Origin of the sequence: Bacillus sp. LNXM65 (assembly GCF_002998575.1) — a bacterium.
GTDB lineage: Bacteria > Bacillota > Bacilli > Bacillales > Bacillaceae > Bacillus.
The window spans coordinates 83,779-102,043 of record NZ_PVRB01000002.1; the positions used below are offsets into that span (position 1 = coordinate 83,779).

Annotated in this window: 17 protein-coding genes and 1 pseudogene; 15 read left to right on the forward strand and 3 right to left on the reverse strand. The window is 38.3% G+C overall.

Features of this window, described 5'->3' with window-relative positions:
• Positions 1–160: 160 nt before the first annotated feature.
• From C6Y03_RS04020 to C6Y03_RS04055, 8 genes are all read left to right on the forward strand, one after another.
• Positions 161–331: a CxxH/CxxC protein gene (locus tag C6Y03_RS04020; protein WP_066031484.1), complete on the forward strand. Its 171-nt coding sequence runs from the start codon at positions 161–163 to the stop codon at positions 329–331.
• 80 nt (positions 332–411) lie between these two features.
• Positions 412–891: a 23S rRNA (pseudouridine(1915)-N(3))-methyltransferase RlmH gene (rlmH, locus tag C6Y03_RS04025; RefSeq protein ID WP_106038866.1), complete on the forward strand. Its 480-nt coding sequence runs from the start codon at positions 412–414 to the stop codon at positions 889–891.
• A gap of 150 nt (positions 892–1,041) precedes the next feature.
• Positions 1,042–2,523, forward strand: coding sequence for an ATP-binding protein (locus C6Y03_RS04030; RefSeq protein WP_106038867.1), 1,482 nt, complete (start codon positions 1,042–1,044; stop codon positions 2,521–2,523).
• Positions 2,507–5,161, forward strand: a complete 2,655-nt coding sequence (locus C6Y03_RS04035; RefSeq protein ID WP_106038868.1) for a Z1 domain-containing protein — start codon at positions 2,507–2,509, stop codon at positions 5,159–5,161. The genes C6Y03_RS04030 and C6Y03_RS04035 overlap by 17 nt, the downstream gene beginning before the upstream one ends.
• A gap of 21 nt (positions 5,162–5,182) precedes the next feature.
• Entirely contained in the window at positions 5,183–6,208 is a 1,026-nt protein-coding gene (locus tag C6Y03_RS04040) for a PD-(D/E)XK motif protein (RefSeq protein WP_106038869.1), read from the forward strand.
• A 3-nt stretch (positions 6,209–6,211) separates the two neighbouring features.
• Entirely contained in the window at positions 6,212–8,023 is a 1,812-nt protein-coding gene (locus C6Y03_RS04045; protein ID WP_106038870.1) for an AIPR family protein, read from the forward strand.
• A gap of 439 nt (positions 8,024–8,462) precedes the next feature.
• Positions 8,463–10,214, forward strand: a complete 1,752-nt coding sequence (locus C6Y03_RS04050) for a DNA cytosine methyltransferase (RefSeq protein WP_106038871.1) — start codon at positions 8,463–8,465, stop codon at positions 10,212–10,214.
• Between the two features lie 149 nt (positions 10,215–10,363).
• On the forward strand, positions 10,364–11,212 hold the full coding sequence (locus C6Y03_RS04055) for an MBL fold metallo-hydrolase (RefSeq protein WP_106038872.1): 849 nt from the start codon (positions 10,364–10,366) through the stop codon (positions 11,210–11,212).
• A 79-nt stretch (positions 11,213–11,291) separates the two neighbouring features.
• Here the strand turns inward: C6Y03_RS04055 and C6Y03_RS04060 are convergent, their stop codons facing one another.
• Together C6Y03_RS04060 and C6Y03_RS04065 are read right to left on the reverse strand one after the other, a co-directional pair.
• The gene (locus C6Y03_RS04060) at positions 11,292–11,522 is read right to left on the reverse strand and encodes a hypothetical protein (RefSeq protein WP_223249962.1); all 231 of its coding nucleotides are present in this window, start codon (positions 11,520–11,522) and stop codon (positions 11,292–11,294) included.
• A gap of 14 nt (positions 11,523–11,536) precedes the next feature.
• On the reverse strand, positions 11,537–11,785 hold the full coding sequence (locus C6Y03_RS04065) for a hypothetical protein (protein ID WP_106038873.1): 249 nt from the start codon (positions 11,783–11,785) through the stop codon (positions 11,537–11,539).
• 342 nt (positions 11,786–12,127) lie between these two features.
• On the opposite strand from C6Y03_RS04065, the gene C6Y03_RS04070 reads away from it, so the two are divergent.
• The 6 genes and pseudogenes from C6Y03_RS04070 to C6Y03_RS04095 form a co-directional block, all read left to right on the forward strand.
• Positions 12,128–12,565: a helix-turn-helix transcriptional regulator gene (locus tag C6Y03_RS04070; RefSeq protein ID WP_223260724.1), complete on the forward strand. Its 438-nt coding sequence runs from the start codon at positions 12,128–12,130 to the stop codon at positions 12,563–12,565.
• Positions 12,562–13,296: an ABC transporter ATP-binding protein gene (locus C6Y03_RS04075; protein ID WP_034660575.1), complete on the forward strand. Its 735-nt coding sequence runs from the start codon at positions 12,562–12,564 to the stop codon at positions 13,294–13,296. The genes C6Y03_RS04070 and C6Y03_RS04075 overlap by 4 nt, the downstream gene beginning before the upstream one ends.
• Positions 13,293–14,030: an ABC transporter permease gene (locus C6Y03_RS04080; RefSeq protein ID WP_060597664.1), complete on the forward strand. Its 738-nt coding sequence runs from the start codon at positions 13,293–13,295 to the stop codon at positions 14,028–14,030. Before C6Y03_RS04075 ends, C6Y03_RS04080 begins: the two co-directional genes overlap by 4 nt.
• A 102-nt stretch (positions 14,031–14,132) precedes the next feature.
• Positions 14,133–14,639 (forward strand): LURP-one-related/scramblase family protein, encoded by a 507-nt coding sequence (locus tag C6Y03_RS04085; RefSeq protein WP_106038875.1) that lies wholly within the window; start codon positions 14,133–14,135, stop codon positions 14,637–14,639.
• 49 nt (positions 14,640–14,688) lie between these two features.
• Positions 14,689–15,195, forward strand: a complete 507-nt coding sequence (locus C6Y03_RS04090; protein WP_106038876.1) for a hypothetical protein — start codon at positions 14,689–14,691, stop codon at positions 15,193–15,195.
• A gap of 26 nt (positions 15,196–15,221) precedes the next feature.
• Positions 15,222–15,451 (forward strand): annotated as a pseudogene (locus C6Y03_RS04095) (LysR family transcriptional regulator); the annotation flags it as partial.
• Between the two features lie 49 nt (positions 15,452–15,500).
• Here the strand turns inward: C6Y03_RS04095 and C6Y03_RS04100 are convergent.
• Entirely contained in the window at positions 15,501–16,211 is a 711-nt protein-coding gene (locus C6Y03_RS04100) for a GntR family transcriptional regulator (RefSeq protein ID WP_060597662.1), read from the reverse strand.
• 155 nt (positions 16,212–16,366) lie between these two features.
• Here C6Y03_RS04100 and C6Y03_RS04105 point away from each other — a divergent pair, with 155 nt between their 5' ends.
• A complete protein-coding gene (locus C6Y03_RS04105; RefSeq protein WP_106038877.1) occupies positions 16,367–18,265 on the forward strand; it encodes a beta-glucoside-specific PTS transporter subunit IIABC in 1,899 nt (632 codons plus the stop codon).

Genomic DNA, 18,265 nt, shown 5'->3' on the forward strand with positions numbered 1-18,265 from the left:
AAGAAGCCTTCACAGAAGTGGAGGCTTCTTTGTTTGGTTTGTGGATAAAAGGTGTGGGAAATGGCAAAAGACTATTAACATGTGAATAAATCGGTTATATTGAACAATGAGCGAAACACTTGTGAATAACCAGACAACATATTGGAGGAATCAGAAACTTATGAACAAAACATTATATGCTTGTGCAGAACACATAGAAACCGTATTAGACATGTACATAGATGATCACGAACAGCCACCAGAATTCAGAAAAATCGAACATACACACAGTTTATCCACAACCTGTGAATTGTGCGATGAACCTGCAATATATATAGTGGGGAACGAATGATCGGACACAAAATACACAAATTTTATCCACAATTGTTGATAACTTATATGAATAACTTGTTCTTAAGGTGGGGATGACCTGTGAATATATCAATTATCACAGTAGGAAAATTAAAAGAGAAATATTTAAAACAAGGCATAGCCGAATACACAAAGCGATTACAAGCCTATGCGAAAATCGACATCATTGAGCTCGCAGACGAAAAAGCACCCGAACACCTCAGCGATCAAGACATGAAAATCATCAAAGACAAAGAAGGCGAACGCATCCTAAGCAAAATCAACCCAGACGCCCACGTCATCGCCCTCGCCATCGAAGGAAAAATGAAAAGTTCCGAAGAATTAGCCGATACAATAGATAAGCTGGCAACATACGGAAAAAGCAAAGTATGTTTCGTCATAGGCGGATCCCTCGGACTAAGTGATGCTGTCATGCAGCGTGCGAATGAGAAGTTATCGTTTTCGAGGATGACGTTCCCGCATCAGTTGATGAGGTTGGTGTTGGTGGAGCAGATTTATCGGGCGTTTCGGATTGTGCGGGGGGAGCCTTATCATAAGTAGATGGGGATTTTTACCATTTAATAAAATCTATTAAAAAAACTTTGTTTTAATCTATTTGTAAACTTAAGTAAAAACTATTATCTACACTTTATTCTGCTAAATTATTTGCTATAATTAGGATGAATATTGCGGCGAAACGGGGTTTAAAAGATGAATATAGTTTTGACAAGACCATCAGCAGCGCCTGTGATTCAGGCGCTTCGTTCTATTGGATATAACGCTAGCACAGCTATTGCCGATCTTGTAGATAACAGTCTTGATGCTAAGGCATCAACTATTAAAATTAATTTTACTTATAATGATACAGATGGAATGATTACCATAAATGATAATGGTTTCGGTATGACTGAAGATACGCTTCAAATTGCCATGAGTATTGGTTCTAAAGACCCAAGAGAGCATAGAAGAGCAAACGAGCTCGGTCGTTTTGGTATGGGATTAAAAACGGCTTCTTTTTCACTTGGAAAGCGATTGAGTGTTTTGACAAAAAAAGATGGAGTATATTATGAGAGATGTTGGGATCTTGATCATGTATCAGAATGCAATGAATGGCAACTCTTCACCAGAATTCCTGAAGAAATAAAATTGCAAATGGACGATATAAAGGGAGTAAGCGGCACAATCGTCTGTATTGATAAGCTTGACCGCTTTATGGGAGTTGGACGAAAGCGCAAATTAAAAGAAACCAGCTTCTATAATAAAGTTTCCCGTATTAATAGACATCTGGAATTTGTCTTTCACTCTATACTGGAAAAAAAAGAAGTAAGTCTGTTTATCAACGGTAAAGAGATAGATCCATGGGATCCCTTTATGAGGAGTCATCCGAATACACTGGAAGGCGAAATGCAGATTCTTAAAATTAATGATAATAGAATTAAAGTACAGTATTTTATTTTGCCTCATGCTTCCCATTTAACAGAGTCTGAATATAGGAAGGCGGGCGGTTACAAAGGCTGGCGTGATCATCAGGGATTATATATATATCGAGAAAATCGTCTGCTATATTTCGGTAATTGGATGGGGCTGTTTCCAAAGGATGCAGCTTCACAGCTGGCCAGAGTGCGCGTTGATCTTCCGAATGCAGCCGACTCAGACTGGCAGGTTGATATAAAAAAATCTGGTATTAATTTGCCTGAAGACGCTAAAAGTAGACTAGAAGCCATTTCATCCATTGCACGAAAAGTTTCAAGGGATATGTTTTATTTCCGGACACAGTCTGGTCCTAGAAATCCTTCTGTTAAGGGGAGTTTAAATACATGGGAGCAGTCAGGCAACGAGGATGGTCCGCAATTTATTTTAAATCGGAATCATCCGATTCTTTCTGAGTTGCTTAAAAGTTTGGATGATGAACATGTAAAACTATTAAACTTATATTTGAAATTTGTACAGCTTGGCTCACCAAGCAATATTATAGATGCTCCTAAGGTTCCGGAAGAAGAAGTGCAAAAGGTTCCAGACAGCAAAAAAGAATTGGTAGTCCAATTTGCTTCTTCTATGATGCAGTTGAATGTGGCTGAAAACGAAGAACAGCTTTTGAATATTTTGTTAACTCAGCCTGCATTTGATGAATTAAACCGTGCAACTTTAAAAGTAATTTTATTGGAGGCGAATTTGAATGTCAGCAATGGATAGTAAGATTCTGTTTGAGGAGACATTTTTAAATAATTTTTATATGCTAAAAACAATTTCTGAAACTCAAGAGAAAGCTGCGGAAAAGTCACTTGAATTAGCCAGGCTATTAGCATCAGACTATGGAAATATTGACGATGCAATATTTCAAAAATGGTCACTCGAAATGTATGTGAAGTACAAAATCGGCTTGGAAGTTCCAAAAGATTATGTAATGAGAGAGTCCAAAGAAAAAAGCTGGTTTGAGCCTAAAATGGTTGCAAGCGGATTTTTCTGGACGAGGTATCGCAGATATCTCTCCGGTTCGAAAAACTGGCCTATTGAGGCAGTAACTGCCATAGATGAAACAACGAATCAAATAATGGCTTCTATAGGAAATCCAAGGTCCATGGATCCATTTGACAAGCGTGGACTGGTATTAGGTTACGTTCAGTCAGGTAAAACAGCTAATTTCACTGGCTTAATTAATAAAGCTTATGATGTCGGCTATAAGCTAATTATTGTTCTATCAGGTATTCATAATGATTTAAGAGCTCAGACACAGATCCGTCTGAATGAAGAGGTAATTGGGAACCGAACAGATAAAGATGGAAATCCAATAGGAGTGGCCCAAATAAGCGCAAATACGGCTGATCATATCATTTCTTCCTGGACAACAGAAGATCATGATATCAAATCAAGCCAAAGAGGTAACAGTAACCTAAACTCGCCGACATTAATGGTTGTTAAGAAAAATAAAACAGTACTAGAGTCGCTTCGAGACCAGTTAATTTATCACCGGGATATTATATATAATCTGGATATTCCCGTCTTAATTGTTGACGACGAAGCAGATCAGGCATCTGTTGACACTTCCAACCCTGATAAAAACGAAGATCCGAAAACGATCAATCGCTTGATTAGACAAATCCTTGAAATTTTTAATCGGAAAGCTTTTGTCGGATATACTGCAACACCCTTTGCCAATCTTCTAATCAACAATGAAGGAAGTACAGGTGAAGAAGGAGATGACCTGTATCCAAAAGATTTTCTCGTCGGTCTACCAAAACCAAAGGAATATTGTGGACCCGAGGAATACTTTAATGTTGAAGAGGACGCCGAAGATACTCGCCCAAGTCTGATCCGACATTTGCGTCAGGAAGACCTTGATGTATTTACAAAAATTAAAAAGAAATCTGACGCAGATAAATTCGAAGAAGTTCCTCCGCAAATGCGTGAAGCAATACTTGAATTCTTGCTAGTGATTGCTATCCGCAATCTGAGAGGCCAAAGAAATAAGCATAATTCAATGCTCATACATACTTCTCGTTTTAAAGATGTCCAGTCAAGTGTAAAAGATGAAGTGGAGCGGGCGTTTGATGCTATATCAAAGCAACTACAGTATAATCCGGAAAGCACTGTGATTGCAGAGCTACAAGATCTTTATGAAAATGATATTCTCCCAACAAGCAGAGATTGGCCGAATGAAATTCATCCAGAATTCAGCTGGAAAGAAGTATATAAAGAATTGATGAATTGCTGTGAAAGCATCCAAGTTTTCGAGATAAATGGAAATAGCCGGGATGCATTAGATTACCACCGATATAAAGAAGAAGGGTTAAATGTCATTGCTGTTGGCGGAGACAAATTGTCTAGAGGATTAACGCTAGAAGGCTTAAGCATCACCTATTACTTCCGGAATACGCTTATGTACGATACTCTCATGCAGATGGGGCGCTGGTTTGGCTATAGAAAGGGTTATATGGATATTTGCCGCATTTATACTTCTAATGAGATTGCTTCAAATTTTGAGCATCTGTCTATTGCGATGATTCAACTTCGGCAGGAATTCGATCGTCTGGCTGCAATGAAAAAGACTCCTTCTGAATATGCAGTCAAAATGCTCAGCCATCCAACAATGAAGCTTACAAGTCCTCTGAAAATGAGAAATGCAGTTTCTTCAAATGTCATTTATGCTGGTACCCTGCAACAGACAAGACTATTTGATCCTAGTGAAGATGTAATGAAAGGAAACATGGATGCGGCTGTTAAGCTCGTTAATAAACTTCCTTTAACAAAGAAAACATACAAAAAGACCAACTTCTACTCGGCATCTGATGTGAACGCAGAACACATCAAGGGATTTCTGTCAGAATATCGAACGGCTGACAGTAATATTGTAAATTCTGCACTAATTGCTGACTATATTGCCAGAGTGAACAAGGAGGGCGAATTAACAAATTGGACAGTTTCAATTGTAGAAGGTCAGCCTAAATCAGCTATTGGCCTATCAGAATACCCGGTTGAATTAGGGAAAATCAGTTTGAAATCTGCTTCTGCACTTGGGAATAAGGTCAAAGCGCCTCATAGCAAGTATCAAATTAGAGATATTGGGGCTATTGTGTCTCCGAACCATGAGGACATGGATTTAGACTGCGATAAAATTAAAGAACTCAAAGAACGTAAAGATAAACGAGGAGTCCGTTCAAAGGAAAATGGCTTAATGTTAATATATCCTTTGCATCCAGAAGTTCCTATCTTTAAGAGTTTAGATGTGAAATTCTCCTCAAAACTAGTGCCAATTGGAATTGCGTTTTCTTTCCCTGGGACGGAAATCGAAGAGAAAGGCATCTACCAGACAAATAAAACGATATATAAATAACTTTATTTAAGGAGAATATCTGTGTTGAACCTAAAAATAGAGTTTGATGAAATGATACAAGAACTGAGAAGCCAGGCTGAAAGTGAAGTATATAAATTGAATGTCTTGACTTATGAGAATCCAATTATGTTTGCAGGAATTGATCCTGCTAATCATCATAGGCAGCTGTACATTGATTTGGGGCCAGGAGGATGGGACGAAGATCAGGAAAAAGCATTGCCTAAATGGAGGGGAATGTCCGTTAAGGTGGAATACTTTGAAAAACTATCCCTCTTAAAGGAACATTATTTTCTTGTTATCCGACAAGAGGATGAAAAAAGCCCAGAAATCTTTGAACTTGTTCTGCAGAATCTCGCTGATCATCTGGCAGTAGTTGAAGAAGAAGGATCCCTCTTTTCAACAGTCTATAAAGTACTTGATCGATGGAGGACTTTCTTTCAGCGCGGAGGATTTAAGCGGCTTTCAGAAGAGCAACAGCGTGGGTTGTTTGGGGAATTATGGTTTATTAATGAATGGCTGGAAAAGCATCCTGGCCAGCCGCCTCTTATAATCGAGCATTGGGAAGGACCGACGAAAGGTCGCATTGATTTTAAAGGAACCAGATGCGGAATTGAAATCAAAACAATTATTGAAAAATTATCAAAAACGATTAAAATATCAAATGAAAACCAGCTAAAGCTGAATGAAGCCGTATCTTCAATTTATCTCTATGTATGTTTTCTTGAGCAAAGCCGTACACATGGGCTTTCTCTTCAAGAGCTGGCAGGACAGGTTCGTGTCAAGCTTGCAGAAAGATCTGAAAGAATTGCACTCATTTATAGCGATTTATTGACTGATCTGGGGTTTAGAGAAGAAGAATATGAAGATGTGCTATATTTTATGGAAAAGACAGAGGTGTATGAGGCTGGTGAAAATTTTCCCCGCTTGATAAAGGGAAATCTGCCAAAAGGAATTTCACATGTAAGCTATAATATTGATCTGACTCACTGTTCAGCATATGAGAAGCAACTGGAAACCATATATCAAATGTTTAGAGTGGAAGGATAAGAGATGATAGAAACAAGACAAAGAAAAGAATTCCTGCTCGATTTTACAGAAGAGTTGGAGGAAAAAGCGATAAAATCTGGTAGTTATCAGGTTCCTTTCCTGGAAAAAATGATTTCCTTTATGGATAGACCAGATGAACCTGAAATTCTGTTGCCTCCTTTTAAGGATTCTGGAAAAAACATTGCCGTAAATGCCTATTCTTATGATGATGAGAGTCAAGTATTAGATGTTTACGTTGTTGATTATAACTTTGAGCAGAATGAAGAAGATTTGCTTTCCATCAACATGACTGCTGTTACTGAAATAGCCAATAGGGCAAAACGATTTATTACAAATTCAAAGAATCTTCTTCAGACGATTGATCATTCATTGGAAGCCTATGATCTTGCTAAAATCATTGATGAAGTAATGAATAGTTTAAATGAGATTAATATTTTTGTTATCACGAACATGTATTATACTTCCAATAAGCCAGTAGAAATAACCATCCCTGGAATTGAAACGGTTAATGTTCAAGTATGGGATATCGATCGAGTTCAGCAACTAATCACTTCTGAGCAAGCTATTGAAACAGACTACATTGATTTTGAACAGGACTACGGTGAAACATTTGAAATGATGTTTGTCCCTGACCCTTCAAGTGGTGTGAAGGATTTTGAATGTTATATAGGTTATATATCTGCTGAGTTACTAGCTAAAGCTTATGATGAATGGGGGCAAAAGCTTGTTGAGCGAAATGTCCGTTCGTTCCTTCAAGCAAGGGGCGGAACCAACAAAGGCATTCGCGATACATTAAAAGACCCTTTTCAGCGTAAAATGTTTGTTGCCTATAACAATGGTATATCAACAGTAGCTCGTACTGGTGACTTTGAACAAGTAAAAGACGGGGTAAACCAATTTAAGATTAAGGGATTAAGCGGCTGGCAGATTGTCAACGGAGGTCAAACGACAGCTTCCATTCATAAAGCTTACAAGGATGGGATCAGCCTGAAGGATGTCTATGTTCAGGCAAAACTTACAATCCTACAGGTTAATGAATTTGTTGAAAAAGATCAGCACCAGATCGAAGATGAGATGATTTCACGCATTTCACAGTATGCCAATACACAGAACAAGATTAATAAATCAGATTTATTAGCCAATACACGTTTCATGTCTGACCTTGAAAAATTTTCAAGAAATATCTGGATTCCTGGAATAGATGGAAGAAGATCCGAAAGCAAATGGTACTTTGAACGTGCCAGAGGGCAGTATATGGTTGATATAAACAGGCGCAATAGAGGCAAAGAACAGACCGGCTTTAAGAAGCAATATCCGAAAAATAAAGTCCTTACAAAAGTTGATATGGCTAAATATTTCATGTCATGGGAAGGCTATCCTCACGTTTCTAGTAAAGGCGGGGAGGAAGCTTTTAAAAAATTCATGGAGCTGAATAAGAGCTTCTGGAGCGGAAATACCCTAGATAAGATAACATTATCTGTCTATCAAAAACTAATTGCCCGAGCTATAATTAATCTTAGGGTAAAAAAAATTGTTGATGAAATGAAGGTAAGAGGTTACAAAGCAAACGTCCTTTATTATACAACTGCAATGATTCATCAAATATATAATGAACAAATAGATTTAGTTGAAGTATGGAAAGAACAATCCCTTTCCGAAAAATGGGATAATATCATTCGGATAATCGCAGAAAAGACATTGTCCTATCTTAGGGAATCCGCGGGAGAACGAAACGTTACACAATGGGCGAAGCAAGAAGCATGTTGGATTCAGTACAAAGAAACCTGCTCACAAGAATTAAAAAACTTAATTTAATCTTATCACCCTAATCCTTTGACAGAGATTTAGGGTGTTTTTCATTTAAGGGCTTATAGTGTTTTATAAGTTTGTGAATATGATTAACTGAGTGTCAAAAGCCCTGCATGAATTCATGTTCCCAAACGAAAATTAACTTCATTACATACTAGTCTGTTTGATTCACTCCCTGATCTTTGCAGACATTGTTAGAGAGTCTTAGTGAGAGCATTATTCGACATGGATTGGAACGCTGTGGGTTTGTTATTCTTTATGGCATATAAACAAATTTTCTTTTGCAAACTCTGAAATCTCCCTTGGGAACCCAACATTAAACCATTTGATATAAATATAATTATGATATAATTGAAAAGTTAATTAAAAAACAAATATTCGAACGTAAGTTCCTATATTAAAATATAATATGAAAGACTACTTCTTAATGAAGTGAGGTTTTATAATGAAAAAATTTAAAGTAATGGATCTTTTTGCAGGGGCAGGCGGTCTCAGCAACGGCTTTGAACAGACAGGCAGGTTCGAAGTGAAAGTCGCTGTCGAAATTAATGAGAGCGCACGTAAAACCTTCAAAATAAACCACCATAATGACGTCATTTTACATGAGGATATTACAAAACTTCAATATGTAGACGAAAATGGAGAAAAGATTGGCGAATTCTGTGACATAGATGTTGTAATCGGGGGACCGCCATGTCAAGGATTTTCCAATGCGAATCGGCAGCAGAACACCTTAATTTCTTCGAATAATAATCTTGTCAAGGAGTATTTGCGAGCGATTGAAGAAATTCGCCCTTTAGCTTTTGTGATGGAAAACGTGAAAAGCATGGAGTCAGAAAAGCATAAGTTTTTTTTGAGTGAAGGGGACGAAATTGAACTTGTTAAGCTGGAAATAGAGCCTGTGGAAGAACATATTAAGATCGGCAGAAGTACATTTTATTCTGTTAACTTAAGAAATTTTCTTATGGATGCGTACAAACAGCGGACAGATTTAACACCTTTTATGATAAGTAATGAACTCTTTTCTAAATTAAATACACTTTTAAAACATGCTAAAAAGAAATCGCCTGTGGATTTATTGAACTTTATAGAAAAAGATGCAAACTATAAATTTTTTATGAAGGTAATAAACAAGCAATGGCATAGTCAGCATTGTGAATACTGGAATAGCCTATATCAATTAGATTGGACTGACTTGGGAGAAAAGCTGAAGAACCTTTTAGACAAAACAACTGAAGATCTCGCTTCATATACAGATAGCCTTGAAAACATCCTTGAGGCGCAGAAGGTAATACGCAAGATTTCAGAAGTAATTGAAAATAAAGTTTTGTTATTCGATATAGAAGAAAATCATGACGATATTGAGATTATCATTAAATCCTTTAATGTGTTTAATTATATTAAAAGAAAGTTTATCAAATTAGGCTATGCATTAAATGAAGATAAGTATATTTTTAATGCTGCTCATTATGGAGTGGCGCAGGAAAGAAGCAGATTAGTTTTAATGGGAATCAAAGGCACTTGTTTAAAAACGGAAGCAGTTAAAACGCCTGAGCCATTATTTCATAACAGGAAAGAGTATAACAAAATCTATGATGCAATAGGTGATTTAGAAAACATATCACCCGGTGTAAATGTAAAAGATGATGAACTTGATAAGACTTCGCATCAACGGCTACTTAATAGTCCTCTTAATGATTATCTTAATAATATAGATAAGATATACAACCATGTTAGAACTGAATCTGGTGAAGTAGCTCTAAAAAGGTTTAAGGCCCTAAAAGAAGGCCAGAACTTTCATAATTTGGATGAATCTTTGAAAACAACCTACACAGATCATAGCAGAACACAAAATACGATTTACAGAAGACTTGCATATAATGAGCCTTCAGATACTGTACTTAATGCCAGAAAATCGATGTGGGTTCATCCAGTTATAGACAGAGCTATCAGTATTAGAGAAGCAGCTAGGCTACAATCATTCCAGGATTCATATAAATTCTGTGGGTCAAAAGACTCGCAGTATCAACAAATTGGGAATGCGGTTCCCCCATTGCTTGCTAGGGCTGTTGCAGAGGGAATTTTGCATTCTTTAGGTGAAGAAGTTGAGGAAAATATTAGAGAAATACTTTTGCCTAAACATGTTGTTGAAAATTGTGTATTTTCTGAAATGAAAAGCTCGTGGGTAAAGGTCTGATATAGACTTTTGCCTTTAACTTTTTATATACTCCCATTACATAACTTATAAATTTTAAAAGTAAAAGCATAATTAGAATTAAAAATAACTCTCTTGAATTAAGTTCGGATAAAAATCCCAAAGAGAAATCATAAGGTAGGAAGCACACCATGCACACAATCAAAAAATTAGGCCAAACCTTCTCCTACATCACACCAGTATCACGAACCGACCGCCCCATCCTAGGCATGGTCGTAGGCAGTAACAAAACATTAATGATCGATGCTGGCAATTCAGAAGATCATGCGAACTATTTTATCCAAAAAACTTTAAAGCACGAGAACGCCTCGTCCGATCTCGTTGTCCTCACGCATTGGCATTGGGATCATATTTTTGGTCTGCCAGCGCTGCCTGATACGATTTCGATTGCTTCTGCAAAGACAAGAAAGGAAATGAAGAAGCTTCTTCCGTTTTCGTGGTCAGATGAGGCGATTGATGAGCGGGTGAGGGAAGGCACGGAGATTGAGTTCTGCGCGAAGGCCATTAAGGAAGAATATCAGGATCATCGAGATATTCAGGTGGTTTTACCGGATGTGACGTTTGATCATCGGGTGGAAATTGATCTTGGCGGGGTCACTTGTGTTGTGCAACACGTTGGAGGCGATCATGCCGCAGATTCAGTCATTGTGTATGTGAAAGAAGAGAAAATCCTTTTTCTGGGTGATTGTATTTATCCGAAGATGTATGCCGAAAAAGTACATTATACGTTGAAAGAAATATTGCGTCTTTTAGATGAGTTAGAAGCTTTTGATGCCGAAACGTATATTCCTTCACACCAAAGACCGTGGACAAAAGAGGAGTTTCGTCAGGAAACAGATAAGCTTAGGATGATTGCGAAATACACTGATCTTTATGGTGGAGATCAGCAGAAAATCACGATAGAATATCAAAATTACGTGAACAGAGAACTGAAAGAAGATGAATTAGAAACCATTGCTTACTTTGTAAATGGTTATTAAATGATTGCTGTAACTAAACAAAAAAGTCTCATTTGAGTGATTTCCCTCAAACGAGACTTTTTTATTTTCTATGGTAAACCTACAACATATTCTGCATCACAAACTGTGACAGACATTTTTTAGCATTAATAATAATGACACAATCCCAAGTTGGCTTAATTTGCAGTTCATCATTCTCATCAATACGGATAATCCCTTTGAATTCAACAGTTTGTTCTAGAAAAACCATCTTCTTTTCTGTATCATCTTTGACTGCTGTTAAATGTTCTGGATAGTGAACCGTCCAGTCAAAAAAAGTGGTTTCCTTCATCATTCCTCCTATTTTCACTCGTACACATTTCCAAAAACTTCTTCTGTTTGCTGAATTGTCAGTGATCTGTTAGTTGAATCGATTGTAATGATACAATCCCAAGTAGGTTTGATTTGTAGTTCATTGTTTTCATCCATCCAGATCACACTGTTTAGTTCAATTGATGGTTCTAAAATGACCATTTTCTTTTCGTTATGATCTGTAATTGCGGTTAAATCATGTTGTAAATTGATTGTCCAGTCAAAAATCTTTATTTTTTTCATAGTTCCTCCTTTTATTCACTGAAAACATTACTATACTTATCTAGTGATGCTTTGCGTGAGGGAATACCTATTTTCCAAGCCATTCTTACTTCCCTTATTAGCTTTAGCAAAAGGTGTTGTAGCAGAAGAAAAAATTAGTATATGTGATTAAACATATGAATCTCAGTTCCTTTATTCGATTACACACCAAAAAAGTCCCCTCCACTTAATTTCGAGGTGGCTTTTTTGGGTTAAACTTAGGCATTTAACCAAATGTAAATTGAAGATAACTTCTGATGTCATGTTCAGTTGGTAGATGATCGGAATAAGTCTTATATAATGATATTGAAGGGTGTGAAAAACATGATCAATATGAATTTGAAAAAAATGCGAAAAATACACAGGTTTACACAAGAAGAAGTGGCTGAGAAAATTGGTGTTTCAAGGCAAGCTGTTGCGAAATGGGAATCGGGAGAAACTGTGCCGGATATCAACAATTGTAAGGCTTTGGCTGAAATATACGGCGTTGCTTTGGATGATCTCGTGAATAATGTGGATGGTACAGAAGAGGCAGGGGTGAAACCAAAAGGAAAACACATATTTGGACTTGTAAAGGTTGGTGAACGCGGGCAAATTGTCATTCCTAAAAAAGCGAGGGAGATATTCAGCATCAGTCCTGGAGACAGCCTGTTGATTTTGGGTGATGAAGCTCAAGGAATCGCCATTGTAAAAAATGAGGCCTTCCTGCAGTTTGCTGACGATATATATAAGGCACAGGAAGATCAGGAGGATGAGGAATGATTGCTATTCAAACAAAGAATCTAACTAAGAAATTCGAAGAAAAGATTGCAGTCGATTCTCTTAATCTTTCAATTGAACAAGGCGAGCTTTTTACTTTACTTGGAGTGAATGGTGCAGGTAAAACGACAACGATCAAGATGTTGACCTGTCTTAGCATCCCTACTACCGGTGATGCAACGATCCTTGGTAACAGTATTGTTTCTAATCCCTACGCAGTAAAAGAACAGATTAATGTTTCACCACAGGAAACGGCAGTAGCTCCTAATTTATCCGTAAAAGAGAATCTTGAATTAATCGCTCAAATATACGGGTTCCACAAGAAAACGGTGGATATAAAAGTGGAGGAAATGCTTCATACGTTTAGTTTGACTGAGGTATCTAAAATGAAGGCTAAAACCTTATCTGGAGGAATGCAAAGAAGACTTAGTATTGCAATGGCACTCATTACAGACCCCAAAATCCTTTTTCTTGATGAACCTACTCTCGGTCTCGATGTCATCGCAAGGCGTGAGCTATGGAGTACTATTGAGAAATTAAAGGGGAGCATGACCATCATTCTCACGACACATTATATGGAGGAAGCAGCAGCCCTTTCGGATCGAATAGGGACGATGGCGAAAGGAAAATTAAAGGCAGTTGGAACAGCAGCTGAATTGATGGAAAGTACCAACACCAAATCACTTGAGGATGCCTTTATTTCGTTAGCTACCAATGAGGAGGTCACCAGATGAAGTCACTAGCCTTTGCTGCACGTAATCGTAAAGAGATTTTGAGAGATCCTTTAAACTTAGCATTTGGTATAGGCTTCCCGTTAGTTATCTTATTTTTGCTTCATGCTATTCAAGCGAATGTTCCAACTGATTTATTTGTCATTGATAAACTAATTCCTGGCATAGCCGTCTTCGGGCTTTCTTTTATCTCACTATTCTCTGGAATGTTAATAGCTAAAGATCGAAGTACATCATTTTTGATGCGATTGTTTACTACACCTCTTTCTGCCTCAGATTACATTGTAGGGTATATTGTCCCACTCATACCGATAGCAATTGTTCAAGTTATCATTAGCTTTATCGCAGCACTTTTCTTAAGATTACCTTTTAATTCCAATGTTTTGTTATCCATTCTTGTCCTTTTGCCAACATCTTTACTATTTATCGGCATAGGGCTCTTAGTGGGGAGTATATTTAACGACAAGCAGGTTGGTGGTATTTGTGGAGCGCTACTAACGAATATGAGCGCATGGTTAAGTGGTACATGGTTCGATTTGAATTTAGTTGGAGGCTGGTTCAAAGATATTGCGTACGCACTTCCATTTGCTCACGCAGTAGACGCTAGCAGAGCCGCACTTTCTGGAGACTATGCATCAATTTTACTGCATCTTTGGTGGGTAATTGGATATACAGGTGTTATTGTAGCTATCGCCATTTTTGCTTTTAAAAAGAAAATGAATGGGGAAAACGCTTAGTTTGATACAGTTTTTGGTGAAGAAATTTACAGCTGGGTTATCTGGGCCTTTTTCTGTATGATAAACTTTAATGAAGTTGTCATTTAGTAGAGGGAGGTACATATGAAACAGCTTTACATGAAGCAGAAAGTATTTAGTCTGAGCGGCAGGTTTACGGTAAAGGATCAGCAGGAGAACGATGTGTATGTGGTTGAGGGCAGCTTTATGAAGATGCCGAAGACGTTCACCATTCTGAATTCAGAGCGAGATGAAATCGCGGTCATTACGAAGAAAATGTTTAGCTTTTTACCGAAGTTTTTAGTAGAAGTTGATGGTAAAGAGGTGTTGACCATCAAAAAAGAGTTTACGTTCTTTAAAGCAAAATATTCAATTGATGCTGCTGGTGTAGAAGTACAAGGCAACTGGTGGGATATGAATTTCCAAGTGCTGCAGAATGGCGAAGTGATCGGTCAGGTGAAGAAGGAATGGTTTACTTGGGGGGATAGCTACAAGGTTGATATTTTGAAAGAAGAGATGGAGCCTGTAATGATTGCGTTGGTTGTTGCGATTGATTGTGTGAAGGCTGATGAAGCAGCGTCTAGGTCTTCGTCGTCGGCAACGACGAATTAAGATCATCATTTTTTAGAAATAGATGAATAACAATGGAGGGTTTAAAAAGTTGGACAACCTAACCCGCATATTAAGATTAAGAGACGCAGAAATATGGGAGTATGAATTTCTCGATAAAAAAGAAATCACCATTTATTTCTCCATTACAGATTTAAATCGAAAAGCAACGACTCACGATAATCCCCTAGCTACCCAAGAAGAACTGGATGAAAGAGATAATTACATTTCAATTGATGTGCATAGTAATCTCGATCTCAAAAAAACGTTTGAAGAAGAAACATTCGATGATTTTATCACCACGATCTCTTCTTTAGTAGAGCATATGCACGATTTTCACAATGCTCATGTTTTTATTAAAGCTCATGTTCATGACAAAATGGACTTAACTGATTTTCAGTTAGAGGAAGATGAAGATTTGCATGGTAATGAAAAAGAACAACTAGACACGCATAAACGGTCATTGATTCAGGAAAAATGTTTTCAGTTGGTAGAAAGCTATTTAAATCGAAAGATCAAAGATACATCGAGCAGTAGATTTTGCCAAGATTTAATGTGAGATTAACATATGAGATAAGCACACTGATCACATTTCAATACAAAATATTTCCAACAGTCGTCGAATCCGGCAGTTTTACAAAAGCCGAGGAGAAACTTGGGCTGACACAGTCTGGCGTGAGTCATAACATTGTGAAGCTCGTATCCGAATTAGGGATTGTATTGCTGCGGCGGAATCGAAACGGTCTTTCATTAACTGATGAGGTGAGCGGGTGATGCCTCATATTCGGCAAAACATTCATCATGCGACATTTCTTCATACGACAAAAAAGCTTCCTGATTGTCTCAGGAAGCTTTTTCCATCCATCACCCATAATAATTATTCGCTTGAATAAAAAATTGGGACTGCATGTAGTTATAAGTGATTTTCGAGAAGTCGAAGGGCTGGCCGTTTGTGAGATGAAAGACGGTCTCGACGCGGAGAGCGGGATCATCTTGTTTAAGGCCGAGGTGCTTTGCTTCGGTTTCATTCAGTTTTCCTACTTGTAAGTACATATCGGAAAAGCCGACCTTGAGTCCAAGGCCTTCACTGATAAATTTAAAAACAGAATCGGCAGCAATTTCTGTGTTGAGATAGGGAATGATGGTTTTTCGGTAATAGGATTCTTCTAGACATAAGGTTTGTCCATTGATGTAACGGATGCGTTTGAGGTAAAAAACATCCTCATCTTCTTCAATATTCAAATTAAGCGCTGCTTCTTCGGGCGGTTTGATGGTGTCTAGCATTAAAACCTCTGAAGTCAGTTGAAATTCCTCTAAATCTTTTTTAAACCCTTGGTTGGATAAAAGGCTGATATAGCCCTTGCGCCTGTGTCTTCGAACAAAGATGCCGCTGCCCCTCACTTGATAGATAATTCCTTTTCTTTCGAGTAAGTCTAATGATTTGATAATGGTGCTTTTGCTCACAGCAAATTGGCTCATGAGGGTTTCGAGTACAGGAAGCTTGTCCCCTTGCTGCAGCTCATGGGTGACAATATATTTTTCAATATCGCTCGCAATTTGTTGATACTTTAACATAGCCATTCCTCTTTGTTTTCACGATTTATTGTCTTTGTATTATAGCACATACCGATTTTCCTTTGATATGCTAATCAAAATTATATATGTATTGATATATTGTACCGGTATAATTATAATATACATATACTAGTAGTGATAAAGGGGGGGGTTATATGTCAAAAGTGAGGGATTATCAAAAGCTTGCAGAAGACATCTTAGAGGCAGTTGGCGGAGAAGAAAATGTGGTGAGTGCCGCAAGATGCGCCACGCGTCTGCGTTTGGTACTGAAACGTTCGAATCCAAAGGCCAAGGAAGCAGTCAACGCCATGCCTGGTGTTATTACCGTGGTGGAAAACGGCGGTCAATTTCAGGTCGTCATCGGCCAGCATGTTGGTGAAGTATACGAGCATTTTTCCAACCTTGTTCAGCTCAAATCGTCGGATGATGACCAGCCTAATGAAAACAAGGGAACGGTACTGAACCGTGTCATTGCGACCATGTCCGCTGTGTTTGCGCCTTTTGTGTATATTTTGGCTGCAGCTGGTATTTTACAAGGTGCACTTATCCTCATTAATTTGTTATTTCCAAGCTTTTCGAAAACGGGAACATATGAAGTCTTTAGTTTCATTTCATGGGCACCGTTTACGTTTTTGCCAATCTTTATTGCCATCACAGCAGCTAAGCATTTTAAAACAAATATGTATATCGCAGTAGCGTGTACAGCAGCGCTTGTCAGTCCAGCTTGGACAGAAATTGCTGGGCGTGTGGCTTCAGGTGAAGGCGTTACCTTTTTAGGCATTGCGTTATCTGAAACTGTTTATACGTCATCTGTTTTGCCTCCGCTGTTCTTGGTATGGATTCTTTCATATGTAGAGAGATTTTTAAATAAACGGATTCACGAGGTAGTAAAACCGTTATTTGTCCCATTTATCTGTATGGTCGTCATGGTTCCGTTAACCATTCTATTAATTGGTCCTCTTTCAACAGCAGGTGCAAATGGGATTGCAAACGGATACAATATCTTAGCAGAAAATGTACCGGCTTTAGCAGGCGCCATTATCGGTGGATTCTGGCAAGTACTTGTCATATTCGGCGTTCACTGGGGCATTACGCCAATGGTGCTCGCCAACTTTGAACAATATGGACGTGACTCCTTCCAGGCATATCAAACCATCGCTGTTATCGCTCAGGTCGGCGCAGTGTTAGGAGTTATTTTAAAAGCAAGAAACCGCGAAACTCGGAAAGTCGGAGTCTCAGCCGGAATCACGGGACTCTTCGGAATTACGGAGCCTGCGATTTACGGTGTTACCTTACGTTTTAAAAAGCCGTTTATTTTCGGATGTATTTCTGGAGCAGCCGGTGCCATCGTTGCCAGCTTCTTCACGCCTTATTACTTTGCGTATGCAGGTTTGCCTGGTCCGCTGACAATTGTGAACGGAATTAGTGCAGATTATCCAACATCGATCATCGGTATCTTAATTGGTGTCGCAATTGCGCTGATCTTACCAGTTGTGCTCATTCAAATGTTTGGTTATGGGGAAGATGCAGTGGAGCAGACAGCCGGAACAACAACTGTCAAAGATCAAGATAAAGAAAAAAAGAATGCTTCGATGAACAATGAAGAAACAATCACTGCACCACTTGAAGGAAAAGTGCTCACATTATCTGAAGTACCGGATGCCGTATTTAGCTCCGGGGCGATGGGCAAAGGCTTTGCCATTGAACCGACAGACAATAAGCTGTATGCACCGTTTGACGGCAGTGTCGTCATGCTTGCACCAACAAAGCATGCCGTTGGACTTCGTTCAGAATTTGGTGTGGAGTTACTTGTTCACGTAGGAATTGATACGGTTTCTCTAGATGGCTCAGCATTTACACTCAAAATTCAAGAAGGCGACAAGGTGAAAAAGGGTGACTTGTTGATGACATTTGATCAAGAAGCCATTGAAAGCAAAGGATTAAAAACAGTCACACCGGTCATCATCACCAATACACAAGCGTACGAAGATGTGATCGTAGAAGAACAATCGACATGTCAGCCAACGGACGTCATGATTACAATTGTAAAATAG